Origin of the sequence: Micromonospora arborensis, assembly GCF_003205615.1 — a bacterium.
GTDB classification, from domain to species: Bacteria; Actinomycetota; Actinomycetes; order Mycobacteriales; family Micromonosporaceae; genus Micromonospora; species Micromonospora arborensis.
Genome location: NZ_PYBV01000030.1, coordinates 54,903 through 79,053, shown reverse-complemented (window position 1 = coordinate 79,053; position 24,151 = coordinate 54,903). Strand labels below are relative to the sequence as shown.

Genomic DNA, 24,151 nt, shown 5'->3' with positions numbered 1-24,151 from the left:
TCGTGGCCCGTCGTGCTATTTCGGAGACGGTGCGCGAGGGGGAAAAATCAGAATGCGACTCAAGTTCGGCCAAGGTGCCGCGTCGGAGCTGCGCGGGCGGCTCGTCGACCTGTTCGGCCGAGCCCAACGCCGGTCCCCCCTGCTGCGCCGGGTCGCGTCCCTGCTGCGCGCATGCCTGGACCGACTCGACAGTCCCCTGCGGCGGGCTGCCGCGGCCGGGATCCTGCTGGTCCTGGTCGTCGGGAGTGGTGTGGTGGCGGCATCCGGGCTCGGCATCGCCACCGCCGACGACGCGATCCGCACCGGCCGACCGGTCCCGCCCGGTCAGGTGCAGACGATCGCCGCCGCCGCGCTCTACTGCCCGGTCCTCACTCCGGCCCGGCTCGCCGGGCAACTGATGGCCGCCTCCGGCTTCAACCCGGACGCGCGCTCGGCCAACGGCGGCGAGGGGGTGGCCGGCTTGACCGAGAGCGTGTGGAACGCCTGGAAGCCCGGTCCGGCGGCGAAGCGCAGCGACCCGACGGCCAACATCGTCGCGCTCGCCCACCACATGTGCGACCTGTCCGGGCAGGTCCGGCATGCCGGTGTGGGCGGTGATCAGTGGCGGCTGACGCTGGCCGCGTACCACTCCGGGCTGGACGCCGTACGTGACGCCAAACGGGTGCCGTCCCGTGCCGACCGGTACGTCTCCACCGTGGCCGGCTACGCGGCCTGGTACGCCCGCCGAGCGGAGTTCTCCCGTACCGGTCCGAGCACGTCAGCCGGGCCGGTGGGCGGGGTGGAACCGCGCCCGGGCACCCCGGCCCTTCCGGTACCCGGGGAATACCTTGCGGCGATTCTGGCTGCTGGGAAGACCTGCCCGGCGGTCTCGGCCGGGCGGATCGCCGCGCAGTTGATGGCCTCGTCGGCGTTCAACCCGAATCTGCGTGGTACGAGCGGTGCCCAGGGAATCGCCCAGTTCAACCCGACGGTCTGGGCCCAGTACGCACCGGACGCCGCCACCGGATCACCCTGGGATCCGCAGCAGGCGATCTCCGCGCTGGCCGTCGTGATGTGCACGCTGGTGGAGGAGCAGAGCCGGGTGGGGCAGGGCGACCCGTACCCCGCGGCGCTCGCCGCCTTCCAGTGGGGGCCGGAGGCGGTGCAGCGTGCCGGCGGTGTCCCGGACGCGGCGGCGATGCGCGACTTCATCGGCCTGGTGCAGAACTACACCGCCGTCTACGAGCACGACCCGCGCCTCGGCGGCACCCCGCAGTCCAGCCCTGGCCGCAGCGGTCCACCGCGCGCACCGTCCGCCCCGGCCGGCAGCGCGACGCCCGGCGGGCCGGCCAGTCCGGGTGCCGGTGGCGACCAGGGCTCGACGCCAGCAGCCGGCGGACAACCCGCCACCGGTGGGCAAGCGGCTCCGCCGCCAGCTCCGGCACCGACGCACACCAGTGCGGCACCGCCACCGCAACCCCCGGCGAGCCCGAAGCCGCAGCCGGTCGGCGGGGCCGGGCCGATCATCGGGTACGGCAGCAGCCGCTGCATCGACGTGACCGACGGCGCCTATCAGAGCAATCCCCGGTTGCAGATCTGGACCTGCAACGGCGGCCCCAACCAGCAGTGGACGATCTACAACGACGGTACGGTCCGAGCGTTCGGCAAGTGCATGACCGTCGCGGGCGGCTCCACCACGAACGGCGCGAAGATCCTGCTGAGCACCTGCTCGGGCAGTAGTTCCCAGCTGTTCACCCTGAACAAGGCACACGACCTGGTCAACCGGCGGGCGGACAAGTGCGTCGACGCGGTGGACGAACAGACCAGCAGTGGAACCCGGTTGCAGCTGTGGGACTGCGCGGGCACCCCCAACCAGAAATGGCATCGGTGAAGCCGAAGCCGGGGACCCGGCCGAGCCCAGTACCCTCTGCGGCGGACGTTAGTCGACAGGAGCAGACCACCATCATGACCGCGAACCCCGGGCAGAAGGCCGCCCCGGCGGCCCCCGCCGGCGGCACCCCCGCCACCCCGTCACGCCAGGGATCCGGCAACGACGGGCCGCCCGCACCTGTTCCGGTCGTGCTGCCCTCGGCCGGCGCGGCCTTGCCGGTCCCCGGTCAACCGGCCAGCCCGGAGGGCGACGGCGCGGCGGCCCCGGTCGAACTGTCCGGTCCGGCCGGACTGGACGAGCCGGTGGACGGCCCGGGGCAGAAGGCCGCGGAGTGGGGTTGGCGTGGGCGGGCCAACCGGCTCACGGGCGGGACGCTGACGCTCACCGCCAGCCGGGAGGAGTTGGTCCACCGGGCGGCACGGCGACGGCTGTTGCGCTCGTTCAGCCGAACCATGTCGGTCGTGGTGGCGAATCCGAAAGGCGGTGCCGCGAAGACTCCGACCGCGTTGATCGCCGCGGCGACGCTTGGCTTTCACCGTGGCGGATACACGCTGGCCTGGGACAACAACGAGACGCGTGGCACCCTCGGGATGCGCGCGGAGACGTCCACCCACCAGCAGACCGTGGTCGACCTGCTGCACCAGATCGACGAGTTCCTGGCCACCACCGGCAGCGTGGGGCAACTTGCCGCATACCTGCGCCCGCAGAGCGCCCGGTTCGACGTGCTCGCGTCGGACGACGCGGCGGGCAGCATGGAAATCATCGACGACGAGGCGTTCCGCAAGCTCTGGACCGCGCTGTGCCGCTTCTACCGACTCATCGTGATCGACACCGGGAACAACGTCCGCGCGGCGAACTGGCAGTCGGCGACCGCGGTCGCCGACTGTCTGGTGGTCCCGACCACGGTGCAGCGGGACGTGGCCGACAGTGGGCTCTGGATGCTCGACCACCTGATCCGCACCGGCCGGGCCGACCTGGCCAAGAACGCGGTCGCGGTCGTCTCCTGCGCCGACCCGAAGCCGGACACGGCGCTCCTCGACGACATCGTCGAACGTTACCGCCAGGTGGTCCGGGACGTGGCGGTCATTCCATACGACCAGCTCGTCCGGTCCGGCGGCCGGATCGAGTACGACCAACTCGCCCTCCCGACCCGCCGGGCGTGGCTGATGGCCTGCAGCTCGATCATCGACTCACTCGGTATCCGCGACCAGGACTGAGCGGCCAGGAACTGGTCGCGTTCGTACGCCGGACCGCCTCGACCGCCCGACGCAACGTCGAGCGGGCCTGCCGGTCCGACGCGTCGTCGCGCCCCGGGCCCCCGTCCGTTGCGGGCGTCCCGCCGGGCCAGTCACCCCGCTCCGGGGCGGTGTCGCGCAACAGGACCAGCACCGGCTCGTCGCGACCGAGATGCTCGACGTCAACCACCCGCAGCTGGCTGCCGGGCGTGAACCGTACCCGGTCCTCCACGGTCGAGCCGGCATCGTCCGTCCGCCGGCCGGTGACCGACCAGATCACCAGCACCGGCCCATCCCCATTGGACAGACCGGTTTCGGACCACTGCGGCGGCGGCGCGGTGGTCCCGGTGAGCAGCTCGGGGATCCGCACCTCCTGTCCGGCTCGCCAGTCCGGCGTCGGTTCGAAGCGCCAGGCGGCGAACACGACGCCCGTGTAACGCTCGTCGCCGGCAGGCCGGGCAGGCACCAGAGGCTGGGGCGCATCCTCAGGACCGGACGGCAGCTCCGGGTCCAGGCTGGGGCGGGGCCTTGGCACGGATACGGATGCGGCTTCCGGCGCCAGCTCAGGCACGGGCTCCGGCTCGCGTGCCGGCGCGGGTTCCGGCTCGCGTACCGGCTCAGGCTCCGGCTCGCGTACCGGCTCAGGCTCCGGCTCAGGCTCAGGCGCGCGTACCGGCGCGGGCTCCGGCGCGCGTACCGGCGCGGACTCTGGCGCGCGTACCGGCTCAGGCTCCGGCTCAGGCTCCGGCGCGCGTACCGGCGCGGGCTCCGGCGCGCGTACCGGCGCGGGCTCCGGCTCGCGCACCGGCTCAGGCTCCGGCGCGGGCTCCGGCTCGCGCACCGGCTCAGGCTCGGGCTCGGCGGCTGCTCGGCCGGGTAGTTCGACCAGGTGGCCGGGGCCGACCACGGCCAGCAGCGGCCCGTGCCGTTCGACCAGCGGCTCCCACAATTCTGCGTCGGCCTCGGCTGGTGGACGGGTCACCACTATTCGCAGCACGCTGGCGGTGTCCACCGGCAATCGGCTCACCACCGTGGCAAGCACCTCGGCCGTCCTGGCCGGTTGCGCGACGCCCGTCGCGCTGAGCACCAGCAGCGGATGACGGTCGTCGATCGGTAGCCGGCGGACCAGGTCCTGCTCGGAGTCGTCGCCCCCCGACCGCAGCCACAACCCGGACCGGATCACCTCGACCGCCCAGTCCGGGTCGACCTGCTGCGATCCGTCCGTGCCAGGAGCACCTGGGAGCGGGTCACGCCACTGCGTCACCTGTGGCGCGGCACCAGCGCGGTAGACCAGCCGCTGCACGAACGGGCGCCAGCCGTGCCGCTCGTCGGGGACGGCCAGGTCGGACTCCGCTTCAGCGGCGTCGCCCGTCTCGGTGACGACCTCGACGGTGCCGCCGGTACGCGCGGCCAGCCATTCCCCGACGGTTTCCGCGGTGCCGTCCGGGGTGCCGTGCCTGACCAGGAGCAGCCGGCGCCGCAGTGCCCGGGGCAGCGCCTCGAGCATGGCGTAGACGGGCTCGGGTGGCAGTGGCGGACCGGCAGGGCGGCCGATCACCACGGTCAGCCGCTCCGGGTCCACCGGCACGGCCAGCACCGCGGCGGTCAGCGACGGCGCGGATGCTTCGGTGTCGTGCAGCCACAGCCCGGCCGGTACGGCGGTCACCCCCACCTCGGGCGGCAGGACCCGGTGGCTGAGCGGGAGCAGGCGTTCCCAGTCGGGTGCGGGCTGCCGGGCAACTTGCCGCTCCGCCGCATGGCCCGGCCGGAACCGCCACCACTGTCCGGTGGTGACGAACAGCATCCCGCTGGGCAGCAGCATCACCGGTCCGGCCGGGGCGAGCACCTCGAAGCACAGCTCGTCCGCGATGACCTGGCCGATGTCTGGTCTGCCAGCCTCGGAGAGCACGAGCCTGATCGACGCACAGCTGACGGGCAGGTGGCGGCCGAGCAGCGCGATCAGGGTCGGCAGGTCCAGTGGTGGGTCCGCGGCCACGACAACGGTGTGCCGGTCCTGTTCACGGGGCAGCTGGGCGAGTGCGAGCTCGGGTGGCAGCGCGTCGCCTCGGACGATGAGGGTGACCCGGTCGTACCCGTGAACTCGCGGCTGACCGATCCGGTTGCGCATCACGCCATCCTCACCTACGACCCCGACGGGCTGCGAGGTGGGCTGGCCTCCGTCCGACCGGTGGGCGACGATGGTGCAGCTGGCACGTCGGGCGATGGGGTCTACTTGCCGTCGTACCCGGGTGCGACGGCAACTCGGGCGCGGAATACGACGAGCATGTTCAGCATGGCGAGAACCCGCAGCCGCAGCTGCCCACCCCGCCGGGCCAGGCACCGGATCACAGCAAGGCACGGGAGTGGCGGTTTTTCGTCGGCGGCAGAAGCGCGGCCCGGCCCGCTCGAGCCAAGCGGTCGGCGGTCACGGCCCGACGGGCCGGACCCGGCCACGGTCGCCGGCAGCCGAGACCCGGGTCCGCGCGGCCGGAGCCGGTTGCTCAGCAGACGTGGTGCCGTCGGCGGGTCGAGCCGGTCAGTCTCGTCGAGCAAGTCGCGTATATCGGCGGCGGACAGGCCGCCCAGGGCGCTCGCGGACGGGCCGATGTCGTCACAGTCGTCCTGACAATCGGGGCAGCCGGTGAGATGCGCTTCGAAGGCCTCGGCCCTCTCTTGGCTGAGGGCGCCCAGAAGGTACGGTGCGCAGTCCCCGCACAGGGCACTGCGGCGTTCGTCGTCGTCATTCATCGTCGCGTCAGATCTACTAAATGGCATGACTCGTCCAACGATCGGGTGTGCCTCGTGGTGGCCAGGCGACAAGCCTTACTCATATGACGTATCGGACCTGAGGATGGTTCACCATTTTGCCCGCAGGCATTCGCGGGCCAAGACGCCACCCCTGTTGGTCAGCCCGCGTCGGTCGGCCCGATCGCCGCACGCAGCGCCCGCAAAGCGTAAAATGCACGGGATTTGACCGTCCCTTCCGGAATGCCGAGTCGGGCGGCGGCTTCGTCGGTGGAGCGGCCCAGGAAATACAGCTCGATCAGCACCGCCCGGTGGGCCGGCGTCAGTTTGGGCAGAGCACGTCGGACGGTCTGCGCCGCCACCACACCTTCCGCAGTGTCGGCGCCCTCCGGCAGTTGCGTAATGTCGGCGATACCCACCTCGGTCGGCCGGGCCTGCCGTGCCCGCGCCGCGTCGATAGCGATCCGCCGGGCGACGGTGAACAGCCACCGCCGCACCGCCTCGGGTTCGGTCGGCAGCCGGTCCAGGTGACGCCACGCCTGCAGCATGGTGTCCTGCAACAGGTCCTCGGCCAGGTGACGCTCACCCCAGGTAAGGCGCAGCAGGAAACGGGAGAGCGGTTCCGCGTGGTCGGCGTGCAGCGCCTGCATCCGGGCACTGGCCGCGGGCTTGGCTACCTTCCGCATGTCATCGGCAACCGCCAGAGTGGGCCATTGCGCAAGGACCACCCTGGGCACCAAGAGCATCGAACGCCTCCACCGGACTGCTTCGTGTTCCTCGCCGAGGAGTACGCGCGCACAGCACCGTGTGCACGTACCGACGGCCCGGTGAAGCATACGGTCGTGACGAGGCCAATCAAGCAACCAGGAGGAACAAGTTCTGGCATAACGCGTGGACGTTGACTGGACATCAGCTCGCAGTGGCCACTGACGGTGATACGTCCGCCACCGAGAGCGTCCGTAGCTGGTCGACGTTTGGAGCGCTCAATGTTCGCAGCCGGCCCGCCTGACGTGTGATCGAGTCCTCCAAAAGTTGCCGGGCATACCGCCCATTGCCAAAGGAGCGACCCTTCGGTACGCGCTCGAAATGTTCCCGCAACGCAATCAGCGTGCCACCCGGGCACTCGTAACCGCTCGCCGAGGCGAGTCCCTGGAAGATCGCGACAAGTTCGTCGGGGCTGTAGTTCCCGAAGTGGATCCGGCGGGAGAAGCGGGAGGCCAGACCGGCGTTCGCGGCCAGGAACGTCTCAATCTCCCGCTCGTACCCGGCAGCGATCACCACCACCTCGTCCCGGTGGTCCTCCATCAGCTTGACCAATGTGTCGATGGCCTCCCGACCGAAGTCCTGCCGGGCATCCGGCGGCGCCAGGGTGTACGCCTCGTCGATGAACAGCACCCCGCCGCGGGCCCGTTCGAACGCCTCCCGGGTGCGCTGCGCGGTGTGGCCGATGTACTCCCCGACCAGGTCCGCCCGCGCCACCTCGACCAACTGCCCCCCGGCGAGTACGCCGAGCGCGGTCAGCAACTGCCCGTACAGCCGGGCGACGGTGGTCTTACCCGTACCAGGCGGCCCGGAGAAGACCAGGTGCCGGGAGATCACCGGAGCCGGAAGCCCGGCCCGAACCCGGGTCCGGATCGTGGCCAGGAGGTCGATCATGTCGGCCACCTCGCGCTTCACCCCGCTCAGCCCGATCATGCCGTGCAGCCGGCCGAGCAACTGGTCGACCTCGTCGACCCGGGCCTCGCCCGCGCGCACGCCGCTCGCCGCCGGGACGCCAAGATCCTGCGGCAGCAACTGGGCCAGCTCCACCCCGTCCGACGAGGTCGCCTGCGAGAGCCGGAACGCCTGCCGTCCGATCATTTCCTCGAACACCTTCCGGGCGACTCGTGCGTTGCCGAAATTTGCGTCCCGGGCCATCCCGTCGAACAACTCGGTCAGTGCCAGTCGGGTGTCGTACTCCAGCGAATAGTGGTGCGTGCTGCACATCCGCTCGACGATGGTGACCAGTTCCTCGGTGGCGTAGCTCTCGAACTCCACGGTCTTGGAGAACCGGGAGGCGAGACCCGGGTTGGAACTCAGGAATGCGCGCATCTGCGCCGAATAACCGGCGACGATAACCACGATCTCGTCCCGGTGATCCTCCATCAGCTTCACCAACGTGTCGATCGCCTCCCGACCGAAGTCGTGCCCGCCCCCACCACTGTCCACAGGAGACAGAGCATACGCTTCATCGACGAAGAGCACTCCGCCCCGTGCCTCGTTGAACTTCTCGGTGGTCTTCACCGCCGTACCACCGACGTGTTCGGCGACCAGGTCGGCCCGGGCCACCTCGACCAACTGCCCGGTCTTCAGTACGCCGAGCGCGGCGAGGATGCGCCCGTACAACCGGGCCACGGTCGTCTTGCCCGTGCCCGGGGCGCCGGCGAACACCATGTGTCGGGACATCGGCGGCGCCGGCAGGCCGGCCGCGGCCCGCCGCTGACTGACCCGGTGCAGACCGACAAGGGTCGCCACCTCGTGCTTGACTCCGGCGAGCCCGACCAGCGCGTCGAGGTCGGCCAGGAGCGGGGCGGCGAGGTCGGAGGGACCTTCATCCAGCGGACCACCGCCGGCGGGCACCAACTCTCGGAACGGCGGTGCCTGATCACCCTTTGCCGGAGCGACTCGCGCAGCGGGGACGGCAGGCGCCGCTGGGCCGGTACGGGTCGGCTGGTTGCCGCCCTTGCCGGGCGGCCGGAGCGAGCCGCCACCGTTGCCAGCCATGGTCGTCGCCTCCACTCGGACCGGCTCGACCGTCTCCCGAAGCAGACCCTCCCCAACGTTCTCGAACAGCTCACAGCCATCCACCCGCCCGGACGAGCCGGCCGCGAAACGCACCCCCGGCCCGCCGCTGCCGTGCACCCGGGTACGCAGCAGGGTCAGGTTCGCCTCCCGCTGCACCAGGACACCGGCCGTCCGGGCGCCGCCGAGGTCGCAACCGCTGACCATGGCCGTAGCGCCGACGTTGAGGAGCAGGCCCACGCCGCCGCCTTGCACGGTGGATTGCTCTGCCGTCAGGGACGCACCGGTCTCGACCAGGAAGCCCCCGGCCGCGCAGCGCTCGATCCGCGCATGCCTGACGGTGGGCCGGGCCTCGTCGAGCAGGCGTACCCCGTATTCGAGGGAGTCCTCGATGACGCAATCCTCGATCAACGGGGCCGCCGAGCCACCGACCACCACCCCGGTCGTCCCGCCGTGCATGGTCACTGCGCGTACGGTGCCGGTCGCCTCGCCCTGGAACAGCAGCGCCCCGGCCGGCCCGGCGGTCACCCGGCTACCCTCGATCACCGGCGCGGCCGAGCCGGTGACGGCAACCGCGGCCGCCTCGGCACCGTCGATGTCACCGTCGGCGAACAGCCCGGTGGCCTGGTCGAGCACGAGCAGCCCGTGACCCGCCGCCCCCTGTACACGGCAACCGCGTAGCACCGGGTCGGCGGTGCCGGAGAACACCACCGCGTGCCCCCCGACGGTCCGGATCTCGCACTCCTCCACCGTCGGTCGCCCACCCGTGACGACCACCCCGGCGCCGGGCAGGTCGTGCAGTTGGCTGCGGAGGACCCGGATCGCGCCGTCCTCCTCCACCGCCACCGCTGGTCCGTCGACGGCGCTGATGTCGCACCCCTCGACGGTGCCCCGTCCGCCCCGGGTGGACAGCACCCCGCTGCCCCGAATGTCGGTGAACGTGCAGTCACGCAGGACCGGGTCGGCACCGCCCATGATCACCACCCCGGCGCTGTTCGTGTCCCGGACCGTGGTGCCGGTGACCGTGCCGGCCGCGCCCCCATCGAACATGAAGCCGGCCCCGCCCGGGTTGCTGACCTCGCAGTCACGCATCTCCAGCCGTCCGCCGGGCACGTGCACCGCGACGATCCCGTGCCCGGTGACCGTGCACTCGCTCGCCTGCAGGGTGCCGCGCCCGATCTGCATCGCCGGCAGGTTGGTGGCCCCGCCCCGCACGGTCAGCCCACGCAGCGTCACGTTGCCGCCGGCAACGAAGACGGCCACGCCGTCCCCACCGTCGATGGTGACCGTGCCTGGCCCGTCCTCGGCCACCACCGTCACATTCCCGGCCAGCCGCAACTGCTCCGGGTACGTCCCCGGCTGCACGACGACCGTGGCACCGGGAGCGGCCGCCGCCAACGCCGCGGTGATGGTCGGCAGGCACCCCGGTTCGGTCTGGGACACCGACAGCATGCTCTTGATCACGCTCGTCCACCCTCGTTGACTGCCACCGCACCGGCAACCGCCGGCAACGGGAAAGGCCGGCCCGCATCGTCCAGACCGGGTGCGAAGGCCGTCGGTACGGACCGGTCCGTACCACCGAACGGGGTCGCGCCCCGGTCAGCCGCCCGCAGTTGGGACAGGATCCGGTCGGCGCTGTCGCGCCCACCCTGGTACGAGCCGGCGAGGTCACGCAGGAAGACCCGGCTCGGCTCGTCCGTCGTCTGCTCGTCCACAGCGAGCACCTGGAAGCGACTCCCCGGCGGGAAGATCGCGGAGGCTCGTTGGGCGCCATCCAGGCCGTCCAACCGGTGCGCGCTGACCGACCAGATGGCGAACCGCACGTGGTTCTCGTCGACCGGCGCGGGGCCCAGGTCGACGTCGACGAAGGCGGGCTCGATCAGGACGTCACCGGCCCGATACCCGTCGACCAGGCGCACATCGGCGAGCCCGGCCCGGAAGACCGGACCCAGTACCGACGGCAACCGACGCAGCCCGTACGCGGCGCAGCACGCCACCACCGAGGCGCGATCCACGTCGGAGTCCGGACCACCACCGCGCAGAACCTGGTTCATCAGCTCACGTTCACCGTCGCAGTAGGCCCGGATCGCGACCAGCCCCGTCGTCAGCTCCGTGAACGCTCCCGCCGCGGCGCGCAGTCCGGGTGACTGCGCCAGGGTTCGGGCGACCACCCGGGCGTGCGCGTCGTACCGGCCGCTGAGCGCGTTCCGCAGCCCCGTGCGGTCCGCGACCGCCCGCTCGATGTCAGCCTCGGCAAGCCAGCGGGGTGCCGGGCCGGGCGGTAGAACCGGCTGCGGTGCCCGGACCGGGCCGGGCCCGTCGGTGGCCGTGGCAGCCGGCTGGGCCGGACCGGCCGGGGAGGTGGGCTCGGGCAGCGGCGGTGCCGTCGACAGCGCGGGCACACCGGCAACGGCGTCGGCCTGCGCGGACGGCGTCGGACGCCACCCCGAGATGGCCAGCGGGACCTCCTCGTCCCGGTCTTCCGGCCCGGCTGCGGCCACCGTCACCGCGTCGGGCTCGCCGAGCACGGCAACGCCCGCGCCGCCGACCGGACCGGCGGGAGATGTCAGGGCGGAGAGCGCCAGAGCCTCGTCGGGGTGCTGCTGCCGATCGGTCAGCTCCTCGGCCGGCCTCGGTACGTCGATGCCCTGGTCGCTGACCGGCGCGTTGGTACCGGTGCCGGGCGGCGGAACGACCAACACCGGAAGTGGTGGCACTTCGAGCCGCGCCACCCGCGACGCCGCTACCCACCGAACCGATGCGAGCAGGACGGCAACCTCGGCATCGAGCGGGGCGGGCGACAACTCTTCCGCCGGGCCGACCGGAGCCCGCTGACCGACCGTGGGCGGCTCGGGAGTCACCGGTGGGACCGGTCCGTTGCCGGGGCGGCTGCCCCGGCGAACGGGTACGGCGGGCAGTGCCGGCAGCACCCGGCCGAGCAGCCGGACCCGACGCGTTCTGGGTGCCGCGCCCTGCTGGCGAGGGGTCCAACGACGGAACGCACCGGAGGTCTGGAGCAGACCGGTGGCGGTCCGGGTCACCTCCGCGTCGGCCGCGTGCACCGGCACCTTCAGGGTGTCGGCGAGACCGCCGAAGAGCACGTCGGCGGCGGCTCCCTTGACCGGTGCGCCGTGCACGACGAACACCACCGGCTGGGTGTCGTCGTCCTCGCGGCAGGCGTGGATCAGCTTCGCCAGTGCGCGGGCCGAGACCAGCCGACCGCCCACCCGGAAGCCGGTGACGTCCACCCGGATCTCGACCACGAACCCGGCCAGCATCGATTCGGTGCCGACCCCCGGCGCGTCCAGGAACGACCAGCCCGCGGGCGTCCGTACTCCCGGCACCGCGACCGTCGGCCGGGCAGCGGGAGCCGGCTGGGCCCGCAGGCCGGCACGGGTCGGGTCTGGTGCGGGCCGATTCGGTCGCCAGGCGATGGGCGGGCGCTCCACTGGCAGGTCGACGAAACCGCGGCGCGGATGCGACACCAGGTGCGGCCACTGCGCCGCGGCCGGCCCACCGGGGGCAACCGGGCGGCTCGGGGCAACCGGGCGGCTCGGGGCGACCGGGCGGCTCGGGGCGACCGGGCGGCTCGGGGCGACCGGGCGATGAGCGTCGATCGTGGCCGTGCCCGGCTGACCGGCGACCGGCGTGGGCGACAGGGCCGGGGTCGGCCCGTCCGCAAACGCGACAGGCGCCGCCGCGACCACGATCGGTGCATCCACCTCGAGCGGCTCGATCTGCGCCGCCACCACCACCGGTGGCGGCGTGACCGACGTGGGCGCCGGCACCGCGACCGGAGACGGAGGCTCGAGCTGTGGCCACTGCCGGTCGGGGCGGACCTGGCCGTTCGTGGCCGACACCGCCCACGGCGCGGTACGCAGCGCGGCGTCAGCCGAGACGAAGAGCTCCTCCAGCGGAAACGTCACTTCCTGGCCGATCCACTCGGCCAGTTGTCGCAACTCGACCCCTGGATCGACGGACCGGGCGTACCGCCCGAGCGGCACCAGCCGAATGCCGGTCGCGGCACCGCCCAGGTGTTCGGACAGGACCGTCGGCAGCACCTCGAAAAGGTCCGGCCGGGCGGTGACCGACGGCGTACTCAACACCACCGTCGGCCCGGCCTCCCTGAGCAGTCCGGTGACCAGCGCCGACAACGGGGCAGCCCCGTCCATCTCCGTACGCAGAGCCAGCGCGTCACCGACGGATTCCACGATGAGACCCGGGATCGACTGGTCGGTCCCTGTGGAGGACATCAGCTCGACCTCGTTCCCACTGTGTTGCGATGCGCGCCTTCCCGGATGGACACCGATAGTCAGCTCGCCGTCCCGGTGTGCCAGAGCCCACGGCCCCCCAACGAGATGGTCACGTTGCCGTCGGCCTGCAACACCAGAATCGCCCCGTTGTTGCCGGCCGTGCCCGAACTCCACAGGGTGGCCTCGCGCTGGGTGTAGAGCACCAGGTGACCGTCGCCCTGGAAGACCAGGTGATGACCACCCTTGCCCCCGGTGCCGGTCTGCCAGACCCGCCGGCCCTGGTCGTAGAGGACCACGTTGCCGTCGTTGGTCAGCTTGAGCTGCAGCCGGTTGGTGGTCCACGCCTGGCCGAGCTCCAGCACCGACGTGCCCTCCACCACCCGGGTCTGCCAGTCCGGCTTCGACGGCGCGGCGGGCTTGGTCTGCTGGGGTCGGGGCGGCGAGGACGCACCGGCCGTCGGCTTGCCCCCGGCCGCTGGCGGAGCGGACGACGTGTGCGGTGCCGGCTTGGTCGGATTGGCACTCGGAGCTGGCGTCGCGGTCGGCTTCGGCGTGCCGGCCGGTTTGCCGCCCAGCCGCACATCCTGCTCGTAGTAGGCGACGTATCCGGTCACCAGGCTGACGTAGTCACGCAGCTCGGTACTGTTCGGCACGCCGCCCGCCTGCTGTACCGCCTCCGGTCCGCCCCGGAACGCGGCCAACGCCACCGGGTACGGGTCCTTGCCCAGCCCGGCCACCTCGCCGAGCAGGGTGCACATCGTCCGTCCCAGAGCCGGCACGGCCGAGCTTGGATCCCAGGGTGAAGTGGCGGCGGCCGACGGGGCGTACCGGGCCCAGATCTGGGGGGTGAACTGGGCGATTCCCTGTGCCCGGTGGGGGCCGATCAGGTTCGGGTTGAACCCGGAGGAGGCCATCAGCTGGGCCGCGACCCGGGCCGGCGAGAGCGCCGGGCAGGTGCGGCCGGCTGCGAGCACGGCGGCTACGTACTCGTCGGGCACCGGCTTCGCGGTGGTTCCCCGGCCCGGTACGGCACCGCTCGGTCCGGTCGGTTCGGCCGATTCGGAGCCGCCACCGGCTTGGCGGGCGTACCAGGTGGCGTAGGCGGAGACTCGGTTGACGTATGCCCGCGCCGGCCCCGGTATGCCCTTGGCGGAGGTGACCGCGGCGATGCCGGAGTGGTGGGCGGCCAGCGCGAGCCGCCACAGGTCGCCGCCGAGGCCGGCCTGACGGACCTGGCCCACCTGATCGCAGGTGAGGTGAGCAAGGGCGGTGATGTTCGCGGCCGGGTCGTTGCGCTGGGAGGACGGACTTGGCTTCCACTTGTCCCACGCGGCGTCGGTCAACCCGGCCAGACCCGAGCCGCCGCTGTCGGACTTGCCGTTGAGGTCGAAGCCGGACGCGGCCATCAACTGCCCGGAGAGCCGCGCCGGGGTGAGAACTGGGCACGAGCGCGCCGCCGCCGCGATGAGCTCCACCTGGCCGGCCGGAACCGGTCGTCCGGCGAGCCCGCTGTCCTCGGCGGTGGCGGTCCCGAACCCGGCGCTGGCGGTGACGCCGGCCGCGGTCAGCAGCACGAAGAGGACGGCGGCGGCGACCCAACGCCGCAGCGGGCTGTCCAACCGGTCGAGGGCATGCCGGGGCACGTGCCGCACACGGCGCAGGAACTTCGATGCGGTGATCCTGCCGCGCAACCGTTGCATGGCACTACCACCGGGCATCGTTGCCACCTTTGATCTCCCTCAACTGCCGTGTCCGGTTACACGACGGCCGCCGAGCCCGCCTGGTTCAACGAATCCGCCGGATAGTGGCGAATTTTGTCCAGGGCGGCGTCACCGTCACCGTCCGTGTCGACCGCCTCGGCACTTTCGGTGAGCGGCGCGTACAGAACTGACAACGCGCGGTGCATGGCCACCGTGTCCACCTCGGGCGGCAGGAAGTCATGGGCGCGGATGGCGTCCAGCAGGTCCGGGTCCGGGGCCAGCCCGTGTACGCGCAGGTAGTACGCGACCGCCTCGGTCCAGATCCACTGGCCGTCGGTGAAGAACCCGGTCGGCACCACCTCGCCGGCGGCCGGATCAACGACGTCCTGGCTGCGGGTCGCCGTGATAAGTAGCGGCGCCCCCTCGGCCAGGTAGCTCAGCACCCGGTCGCGTTCCTCCCCCTCCAGCCGGGGATGAGCCGGGTCGAAACCTGGTCCATGCTCCGGGTCGAAGGTGTCGTACACGCTGGCGACGAGCGGGGCTACCGCGGGGGCCGCGGTCCAGAGCAGAGTGGAGAACCCGAGCGCGGTGCGCTGGTACGCCGGCAGGTCGTCGGTGTCGAGGAACGCCTCGACCTGTGGATCCGTTTCTCCGGCGTCCTCCAGTGCCTCCTGCACCCGGACTCCCAGGGCGGGCAGCGCCGACTCGTCGTCGGCTTGGAGCAGGTAGAGCCGGCGCGGCGGCGGCCATTGCGTGTCCAGCGCCGGGAACCGCCAGGCTCGCCAGAGTGCCCTGACCGGTGCCCCTTCGTCACGCTGTGCCCGTACCGCTGCAACCGCCGCCTGGTCGATCTCGTCGGCGGCGCCGGGCCCGTCGTACGGCACGGTCAGGTCGATGCTGTACGGCACCGTGTCGCCGTGTTCGGCCAGTTCCTGCGGGCTGACCGGAGCCAGCCCGTACATCGGTTGCGGGTCGGTGTCCGCGCGCTCGATCTCGGAGAGCGCGTCGGTGTCCTCCTCGGCGTCGGCGAGGGTGTCCGCCAGCAGGAGTGCGTCGGTGTCGGTCATCGGCACCCGCCCGGCGAGCGCGGCGAAGACCACGGCCTGGGCGATCTCCACGAGTTCGCCGTCGGCCAGCCAGCGGCGGCAGGCGGTGATCAACTCGTCCGGCAGCCGACCGGACATCCGCAGCAGCAGGTGATGGAAGGCGGCAAGTTGATCACTGGACGCAGCTACCGCCTGGGTCATGACCTCGCCCTCCTGGTACACGTGCCCGTCCCGCTGTTCGGGTGGTCGTCCAGACGACGGTTGGGGCGCCCATCCGGTTCAAAATTGCCGGCGACCGCTCTCGAACGAGCCTGGACAGGCCTGCACGGTCTGCGCACAACAACCACGATCAGCGGGGATCGGTCTCCGGGTTGTCCAGGCGTACGCCAAGGTCTTCGAGTTTTCTCCGCGCGTCCTGCAGCCTCTGCTCGCGTTCGGTCCGCAGCCCCTGCGCGTCTTCGATCCGCCCGTCGTCGGGTTGTGCCTGGACCAGACCGCTCTTGGCCTTCTTCTTCTTGCTCTTCTTACTGCCAGCGGCGGGCGCCGCGGACGTGCTTGCCGATGCGAGCTCATCGAACGCCCGCTTGGCCTGGAAGTAGTCACCGATCGCCGCCCGCAACACCGCATCGGGATCCCCGGAACGGGCCTGCGGCTCCGGCCGCACCGGCACGGCCCCGGACCCGCGCTGCTCAGCAGCAGCAACGACGTCGGACCCTGACGCAACCACCCGCTCGGAGGTGCCGAAGGCGGGGTGCTCCCGGATCGCGGGCCCGATCGGCGGCGGACCGTTCATGTAGCTACTGCCAGCACCGAACCACCGATACGCGTTAGCCGACCGACTCGCACTGACCGCATAAACGAGCGGGAACACCTCCCCGTTCTCATCCACCAGGAACACGAGTGCAGCACCCCCGCTGCCACCAGCGAGATGAACATGCAGAGGGATGTGCAACTGAGGACGATCCTCCCGCACACCCACCCCCTCAGCGGCACGCTCCAAGACCGCCACGTCGTCCGCCGAGAACGGATGATTCTCCAGCGAACGGGCGTACTCCACCCGCCCAGCGAACTGCCACGTGCCCATGTCATTCGGCACCAGCCGCGCCAACCGCTCCCGACGTGCCGCCTCAACCTGCCGATCCCGCTCACCCTGCTCGGCATCCAACCGCGACCACACCGCACGAGCCGCAGCCCGCACCCCGGCCCCCGACTCCTCGTCGAACCACAGGTCGGTGGCCTCCAACCAACGGTCAAACTCCTGCGCGAACGGGCGCAGCCGACGAGACTGCTGCACATCACGCACCCCGTCAACCGACGTCAGGAACGTACGGAACGAGTAGTCACCCACCGCATCGGGGCGCTCCGCCAACATCTCAGCGACATCGGGCCGGGCCAGCAACAACGGCACCACCGACTCATCCGCCAGCACCACCTCCAGCAGAACGGGGTCCGGAGCCCGCAACAACTTCCCCACCTGCGCAGACCCGTTCAACCGCCCCGCCAACCAACCCACCGGCGACGCCCCAGCAACCCGCGATCCACCATCGCCCGCCACCGACCCCCGACCAGCAGGGCCCCCCACCGACTCCACCGGCCGTGACGTGCCCACCCCCGCCACCACCGGCCGCGGCTGCGGCTGCGGCTGCGCACCCGGCACCACCACCGGCGCCAAATCCTGCACCGTCAGCGTCGAAACATCCCGCCCCAGCGACTGCAACCGCCGCGCGGTCTCCACAAAACGGTCCGAGCGGTCCGAGTCGTTCCGATACGACTCCACAAACTGAGGCTCAGTCAGGAACCTCCGCGCAAAGCCCGGCCACGCATTCAACAGCTGCAGCAAGTTGGCGTCCGACAAGACCCTCGACCACGTACCGGCATCCAACACGGCCGTCGTCCCCGCCAACACACCCACCAGGCCAGGGCGCACCCGAAGGCGGCTCAACCTACCGGATCCGAGCTCACCCGTCAGAACCTCATTACGACCCAACGCCTCCCGCAACTGCGAGTCAGCAGCAACGGCCGGCAGGAGCGCACGGTTATCCCGGACAGCAGACAAGAGGAACGGATGCTGACGGAACAGGTCACTCACCGCTGGCTCCCCGGTCAGGACCCGCACCAACTCCCGGCCACGCAACGCCGGCACCCAGTCACCGGGACGCTCCACCAGCACGCCGGCCACCGCAGGCTGCCGCCGGATCAACCGCCGAACGTCCTTCCTACCCCGCACCAACTCGTGCACCGCCGGATCCGCCAACGCCGACGCCAACACCGGAGCCGCAACCACCGCCCGCAACACGTCAACCGACGAGAAAACCCTCTCCACCAACCCGGGATCCGCAACCAACAAACCCTTCAACGGATCCCGGAAAATGCTCGCCAACTCACCATCAGTCAAGTCATAACGGTGCGCGAGGAACGCCTCTGCCAACGCCGGCACCGACCCGAGCGTGGACACTTCACCAGGATGAGCCGACAGGAAACGCAACAACGACAGATGACTCACCGCCGCATCAACAACCCGCTCCCCCTGCGCAGCCAACACACCAGCAAAACCCTCCCGCGCCAAAAGCTCAAGCGCCCCCTTCCGATGAGCCAGAAGCACCTCCGCCACCGACGGGAAATCGAACATCAATTTGTAGACAGCCGTTTTTGAGCCGATTTCTAGGGAGAATTCGTTATAGTTCCGCCGAATCTGGAAGATCGACGTTTGCCGAGCCATTCTGTCGCCCTCGCTGGACACTTCCCCGCGCACGTTTCCGTCGGACAGGTAGAAGTGGTACAAGGGGTCGGACTTGAGCATGGCTTCGAAGAATTTGGGCGCAGCCTGCAAACTACGGAACACGACGAGCGCGTCCGGCCCGTCCAAGAGGCCAAGCAACCCGGGCAACTTCCCCAGCACGTCGACCATCAGCGGATTTTCCACCAAGATCGCCGCAAGAGCAGGGTGACGTTCTATCGAGGCGACCAACCGAGGATACTGCCGCACCCTCGTGCGTTGGGCCAGAATCTCTGCCGACTTCTCCGGCGAGAGGCCAGCCCTGGTCGCCGCCTGCCCAGCCGTCTCATCGGCGGGCTCCCCCAGAATGTCAGCCAACGGCACGGCCTCGGGTTTCACGAAGACGCCTTCCGGCGACACCAACCGCGCACCCAAACCTTCAATAACTACCCGCAGCGGAACGGACCAGTCCTTCGACCCATCGCGACGCAGCGCCGCGCTCTCCTTTATCGGCCCGTCGAACTTCGCCGCCACCTCGACCATCGTCTGCGGGATGGGTCGACTCGCGATCTCGATCAACAACTCGGGTGCCGCGACGAGCATGCCAGCCAGCCGCAACTCTGAATCGGAGTCAAGATAGTCAAAGAACGCCGGCGCCGACAGCAGGACCTCCCAGTGGGCCTTCGTCGGCAGCAGATCCGAGTTCGTCGCGAGCACCCCCGAAAGCTCGCCACGCCCCTGCAGGTTCCTGAGCAGCATCTCAGAGACCCGTAAACGATTGGTTACTTCAGCAACCAGCAGGGCAAGCGGAAGGTTCTGCACCAGCAGCCGCAGCATGCCCTCGTCATTGGCAACCACTGACCCAAGCTTCGTGTCTTGGAACAGTGTCCGCCAGACGTCCGAGTAGCCGAGTGACGCAACAGCGAGCAACCCCTCATCGCGCGCCAACGATTCGACCAGCGCCGGCATCTCAAGGACCAGCAGACCCAGAGGGCGGAGGTATTCCGCCGTCACAAAGCGCAGGCCACTGCTCAGCAGGAGCGCCCTCCGATATGCCGGATTATCCCTGACCCCCTGGGCCACCGGCAGGAACAGATCCTCACCTCCAGCTTTAGTGATACGCCGTCTCATGGAGCGACTACGCAGCAGAATGGGAAGCAGGGGTCGCGTTGTGTCCGGCTTGTCCAGCAGTTTCTGCCACAGCCCGTCGGTGGCATCCAGCAACCGCCCGTACTCATGAGGGTGGCTCAAGAGGTCCGGGTTAGCGGCGAGGAAGTTCGCAAGGTCGGGCTTGTCCTTCAACAGACTCCACCGGCGCTTTCGGACATCCCCGGCCAACTCCGGATCCAACACCGCAGCCCGCAGCACCGAATTCTGGGCCAGCGCCTTGGTCTCGGCAGACGAGGCCTCCCTCTTCAGTGGAGCGACCTGAGGGGGGGCGGTTGCGCCCCGCAACGCGACCAACAGTTCTTCGGAGGACCTGGTGTCGAAGTATGCCGGGTTTCTCGACAGCCGCGCGGCCACCCACCGGTTCCCAGCAGCCTCGCGAAGCAGCTCAATCGAACCCGCAAGACGCTCGCCGAATACCGGGCTGCTGTCGATCAACACATCAGCAAGATCTGGGTTGCCGTTCAACACTGAAACAACATCAAGATTGGCGACCGCCGCCGCAAGCATCCCCGGCACTCGCACAACGGCCCCCACCGCCGCCGGGTTTCGCCGCAACACATCCAGAAACCGAGGGTCCTGGAAAAGAAGACCAAACTGTTCTTTGGACCAAGAAGACGGCGCCGACTCGTACGCGGCGGATAGTTCTTCAACCAGGCCGGGCGAGCGGGTAACACCACGGAGCGCCACAGCCGGATCGGGTGAACTGATAATCGCCTCAGCGAGGGACGACTTCGCAAGCAGCCTCGAGAGTTCGAAGGACACACGATAAGGGAAGACCAGGTGCGACCAGTCACCCAGACGCCTCATGGCCTCCAGCCCGGCAGGCCAGAAGAACAACTGGCGAAGGTGATAGTCATTCTCAAGCCTATTGACAATATCGCCTTTTCGATCGACGAAATGCTGCAGCAGATCAAGGTCGATTGGCTCGTACCCCTCGAAGTGCAATAGCTTGTCGAGAAGGTTGGGGAAGTTCTCGGCGTAGGTCACCGCGAGCTTCGGCCGTACCAACATCAGACCGAGCAGCCTCGGCTCCTTGATAAGCATGGCAAACTGATCGGGCGACAGCCCTCCCTCCGCCTCACGCCGGGCCAGATGGCCCATTATCGCCGCGAGGCCCATCCTCCGAGGCATCCGGGAATATGCTTCCGGGAGCCCTGAGGCAATGCTTGCCCGATCGTCGATCGAAAACCGATCATCTTCGGCATAGGTGTTTCGCAACCATTGGTAGGCTTCCCGCCTGTAAGTCTCCTTTTTGTTTTCTTCGATGTCCCAACGCGAAACCACGCGTTGTGCTGCTGCCTTCAGACGTTCGTCGACCTGCGGGTCTATCGCCGCGGCGACAGTGCCCGCCCGGCCGGACGCCCCGGCAGCCAATCGCGGGCCACCAGCGGTGGACGCCGGTAGCCGACGCGGGTCCGGCCGGCGCGAGGCGAAATCGTGACGCTGCGGCGGATCCGACATCACCTGCACCACGTTGGACGACCCGGGCGTCGACCACGACCCCGGCGACACCACCCGCCCACCGGCGTCGAGGACCGCCACCCGCACCTCGACAGCCGCCGCCCGCACCACCGCAGGCTCCTCAGCCGTCACCCACTGCCCCCGAGGCAACTGCGGATCAAACCACCGCAACCCCTCCGACGACCCATGCACCAGCAGGGCGTGGCCCTCCCCCTCCCGGAAACTCACCAACACCACCGCGGTAGACCCCTGCCCGGCCACATCGGCCAACAGCCCATCCACCGAACCCACCACACCCCAACCACCACCCGGCACAAGACGCCCCTGAGCAGCAGCCACACCACCCCGACCCACCACCGCGTCATCCACCGACCCGACCAACCGGCGACCACCCGGATGCAACGCCCCCACGAACCCGCCCACCAGGTCCACACAGTCCACGAAGGACGGCGCGGACCCGTCCACCCCATCAAGCGGCAACGAATCCGCCACCGCCTCCAGGTCCCCCGGCGCACGCCCACCGACCACCCGCTGCGCGTCGTCCAGGCGTACACCGAGGGTCTCGAGCCTCCGCCGCGCATCCTGCAACCGCTGCGCACGCTCGGCCGACCCATCACCGGGTTGCGCCTGGACCAGACCGCTCTTGGCCTTCTTCTTCTTGCTCTTCTTACTGCCCGCGGCGGGCGCCGCGGACGTGCTTGCCGATTCGAGCTCATCGAACGCCCGCTTGGCCTGGAAGTAGTCACCGATCGCCGCCCGCAACACCGCATCAGGATCCACCGAACGGGCCTGCGGCTCCGCCCCGGACCCGCGCTGCTCAGCAGCAGCAACGACGTCGGACCCTGACGCAACCACCCGCTCGGAGGTGCCGAAGGCGGGGTGCTCCCGGATCGCGGGCCCGATCGGCGCCGGACCATTCAGATAGCTACTACCAGCGCCGAACCACCGGTAGGCGTTACCCGACCGACTCGCACTGACCGCATAAACGAGCGGGAACACTGTGCCGTTCTCATCCACCAGGAAGACGAACGAGGCACCTCCACTGCCACCAGCGAGATGAACATGCAACGGGGTGTGCAACTGAGGACGATCTTCCCGCACACCCACCCCCTCAGCGGCACGCTCCAAGACCGCCACGTCGTCCGCCGAGAACGGATGATTCTCCAGCGAACGGGCGTACTCCACCCGCCCAGCGAACTGCCACGTGCCCATGTCATTCGGCACCAGCCGCGCCAACCGCTCCCGACGTGCCGCCTCCACTTGCCGATCCCGCTCGCTCTGCTCGGCATCCAACCGCGACCACACCGCACGAGCCGCAGCCCGCACCCCGGCCCCCGACTCCTCGTCGAACCACAGGTCGGTGGCCTCCAACCAACGGTCAAACTCCTGCGCGAACGGGCGCAGCCGACGAGACTGCTGCACATCACGCACACCATCAACCGACGTCAGGAACGTACGGAACGAGTAGTCACCCACCGCATCGGGGCGCTCCGCCAACATCTCAGCGACGTCAGGCCGGGCCAGCAACAACGGCACCACCGACTCATCCGCCAGCACCACCTCCAGCAGAACGGGGTCCGGAGCCCGCAACAACTTCCCCACCTGCACAGACCCGTTCAACCGCCCCGCCAACCAACCCACCGGCGACGCCCCAGCAACCCGCGATCCACCATCGCCCGCCACCGACCCCCGACCAGCAGGGCCCCCCACCGACTCCACCGGCCGTGACGTGCCCACCCCCGCCACCACCGGCCGCGGCGGCGCACCCGGCACCACCACCGGCGCCAAATCCTGCACCGTCAGCGTCGAAACATCCCGCCCCTGGAACTGCCATGCCCGCGCAGTTCCCACAAAACGATCCGAGTCGCGTCGGTACGACGTCACGAGCTCAGGCTCGGTCAGGAACCTCTGGGCAAAGTCCGTCCAGACGTTCAGTAGCTGAAGCAGATTGGTGTCAGACAGCACCGCCGGCCAGGAAGCGGCGTCCAGTTCGGCCGTGATCCCCGCCAACACGCCTACCAGACCAGAGCGCCCCCGAAGTTGGTTCAACCCGCTGGACCCGAGCTCACCGGTCAGCACCTCGTTACGACCCAACGCCTCCCGCAACTGCGGGTCGCCGGCAACAGCGGTCAAGAGCGCGCGATTACGCCGGACGGCCGCAAGCAGGAACGGATGCTGACGGAACAGATCACTCACCGCCGGCATCTCGGTCAGGACCCGCACCAACTCCCGGCCGTGCAGCGCCGGCACCCAGTCACCGGGACGCTCCACCAACGCGTCAGCCACCGCAGGCTGCCGCCGGATCAACCGCCGAACGTCCTTCCTATCCCGCACCAACTCGTGCACCGCCGGATCCGCCAACGCCGACGCCAACACCGGAGCCGCAACCACCGCACGCAACACGTCAACCGACGAGAAAACCCTCTCCACCAACCCGGGATCCGAACCCAACAAATCCTTCAACGAGCCTTGGAAAATGCGCGCATACTCACCATCAGTCAAATCATAACGATACTCACGGAACGCCTCTGCCAACGCCGGCACCGACCCGAGCGTGGACACTTCACCAGGATGAGCCGACAGGAAACGCAGCAACGACAGATGACTCACCGCCGCATCAACGACCCCCTCCCCCTGCGCAGCCAACACACCAGCAAAACCCTCCCACGCCAAAAGCTCAAACGCCCGATCCTGGTGAGCCAGCAGCACATCCGCCACCGACGGGAAATCGTACATCAACCTGTACAATTGAACGTTTGCGCCGATCTGGAGAATCAGATCACCGTTCTCATGCCGGAGCTGAAGAATCGACACCTGACGAGCCATCTTGTCGCCCTCGCCGAATACCTCCTCGCGCACGGCGCCGTCAGTCACGTAGTAGTGGTACAGGGGGTCGGACTGAAGCATGGCTTCGAAGACTTTCGGCGCGGTCCTCATGCTTCGGAGAACGATGTGCCCGTCCCGCTCGCCCAGGAAGTCAAGCAAATCCGGCAACTTCTCCAGCACGTCGACCATCTGCGGTTCCTTGTTCAGGATCACCGCAAGAGCAAGGTGACGTTCTACCGAAGCGGCCAACCGACGATGCTGCCGCACCCGCTCGCGTCGGTCCAGAAGCGCTGCCGACGCCTCCGGCGAGAGACCAGCGCGACGGACCGCCGACCCAGCTTTCTCATC

The 24,151-nt window shown here is 69.7% G+C and carries 10 protein-coding genes (1 of these 10 running past the window's edge); 2 read left to right on the top strand and 8 right to left on the bottom strand.

Annotated features, from left to right (window positions below):
• The first annotated feature begins 52 nt into the window (after positions 1-52).
• Positions 53-1,870: a ricin-type beta-trefoil lectin domain protein gene (locus C7C45_RS23185; RefSeq protein ID WP_110565813.1), complete on the top strand. Its 1,818-nt coding sequence runs from the start codon at positions 53-55 to the stop codon at positions 1,868-1,870.
• A gap of 74 nt (positions 1,871-1,944) precedes the next feature.
• Entirely contained in the window at positions 1,945-3,087 is a 1,143-nt protein-coding gene (locus tag C7C45_RS23180; protein WP_244200518.1) for a MinD/ParA family ATP-binding protein, read from the top strand.
• On the opposite strand, the gene C7C45_RS23175 is transcribed toward C7C45_RS23180, so the two are convergent.
• From C7C45_RS23175 to C7C45_RS23140, 8 genes are all read right to left on the bottom strand, one after another.
• Positions 3,053-5,233, bottom strand: a complete 2,181-nt coding sequence (locus C7C45_RS23175) for a hypothetical protein (protein ID WP_110565812.1) — start codon at positions 5,231-5,233, stop codon at positions 3,053-3,055. The two genes, C7C45_RS23180 and C7C45_RS23175, sit on opposite strands and share 35 nt — an antisense overlap.
• 101 nt (positions 5,234-5,334) lie before the next feature.
• Positions 5,335-5,853, bottom strand: a complete 519-nt coding sequence (locus C7C45_RS23170) for a zf-HC2 domain-containing protein (protein WP_110565811.1) — start codon at positions 5,851-5,853, stop codon at positions 5,335-5,337.
• Between the two features lie 158 nt (positions 5,854-6,011).
• Positions 6,012-6,596: a sigma-70 family RNA polymerase sigma factor gene (locus tag C7C45_RS23165; RefSeq protein ID WP_244200517.1), complete on the bottom strand. Its 585-nt coding sequence runs from the start codon at positions 6,594-6,596 to the stop codon at positions 6,012-6,014.
• Positions 6,597-6,759: 163 nt separating this feature from the next.
• Positions 6,760-10,095, bottom strand: a complete 3,336-nt coding sequence (locus C7C45_RS23160; RefSeq protein ID WP_110565809.1) for a right-handed parallel beta-helix repeat-containing protein — start codon at positions 10,093-10,095, stop codon at positions 6,760-6,762.
• Positions 10,092-12,884 (bottom strand): hypothetical protein, encoded by a 2,793-nt coding sequence (locus C7C45_RS23155; RefSeq protein WP_167454804.1) that lies wholly within the window; start codon positions 12,882-12,884, stop codon positions 10,092-10,094. Before C7C45_RS23155 ends, C7C45_RS23160 begins: the two co-directional genes overlap by 4 nt.
• Before the next feature lie 59 nt (positions 12,885-12,943).
• Complete coding sequence (locus C7C45_RS23150) at positions 12,944-14,602, bottom strand: hypothetical protein (RefSeq protein ID WP_146247387.1); 1,659 nt, start codon at positions 14,600-14,602, stop codon at positions 12,944-12,946.
• A gap of 38 nt (positions 14,603-14,640) precedes the next feature.
• The gene (locus C7C45_RS23145; RefSeq protein WP_146247386.1) at positions 14,641-15,831 is read right to left on the bottom strand and encodes a hypothetical protein; all 1,191 of its coding nucleotides are present in this window, start codon (positions 15,829-15,831) and stop codon (positions 14,641-14,643) included.
• A 148-nt stretch (positions 15,832-15,979) separates the two neighbouring features.
• On the bottom strand, positions 15,980-24,151 hold the end of the coding sequence (locus C7C45_RS23140) for a WXG100-like domain-containing protein (protein ID WP_146247385.1). It continues 24,972 nt past the right edge of the window; 8,172 of the gene's 33,144 nt are visible here — the last part of the coding sequence; its start codon lies beyond the right edge, outside the window; the stop codon is at positions 15,980-15,982.

Bases quoted from the DNA above. Each gene is read 5' to 3' on its own strand.
- C7C45_RS23185 (WP_110565813.1), top strand. From the start codon at position 53: ATGCGACTCAAGTTCGGCCAAGGTGCCGCGTCGGAGCTGCGCGGGCGG.
- C7C45_RS23180 (WP_244200518.1), top strand. From the start codon at position 1,945: ATGACCGCGAACCCCGGGCAGAAGGCCGCCCCGGCGGCCCCCGCCGGC.
- C7C45_RS23175 (WP_110565812.1), bottom strand. From the start codon at position 5,233: ATGCGCAACCGGATCGGTCAGCCGCGAGTTCACGGGTACGACCGGGTC.
- C7C45_RS23170 (WP_110565811.1), bottom strand. From the start codon at position 5,853: ATGAATGACGACGACGAACGCCGCAGTGCCCTGTGCGGGGACTGCGCA.
- C7C45_RS23165 (WP_244200517.1), bottom strand. From the start codon at position 6,596: ATGCTCTTGGTGCCCAGGGTGGTCCTTGCGCAATGGCCCACTCTGGCG.
- C7C45_RS23155 (WP_167454804.1), bottom strand. From the start codon at position 12,884: ATGTCCTCCACAGGGACCGACCAGTCGATCCCGGGTCTCATCGTGGAA.
- C7C45_RS23150 (WP_146247387.1), bottom strand. From the start codon at position 14,602: ATGCCCGGTGGTAGTGCCATGCAACGGTTGCGCGGCAGGATCACCGCA.
- C7C45_RS23145 (WP_146247386.1), bottom strand. From the start codon at position 15,831: ATGACCCAGGCGGTAGCTGCGTCCAGTGATCAACTTGCCGCCTTCCAT.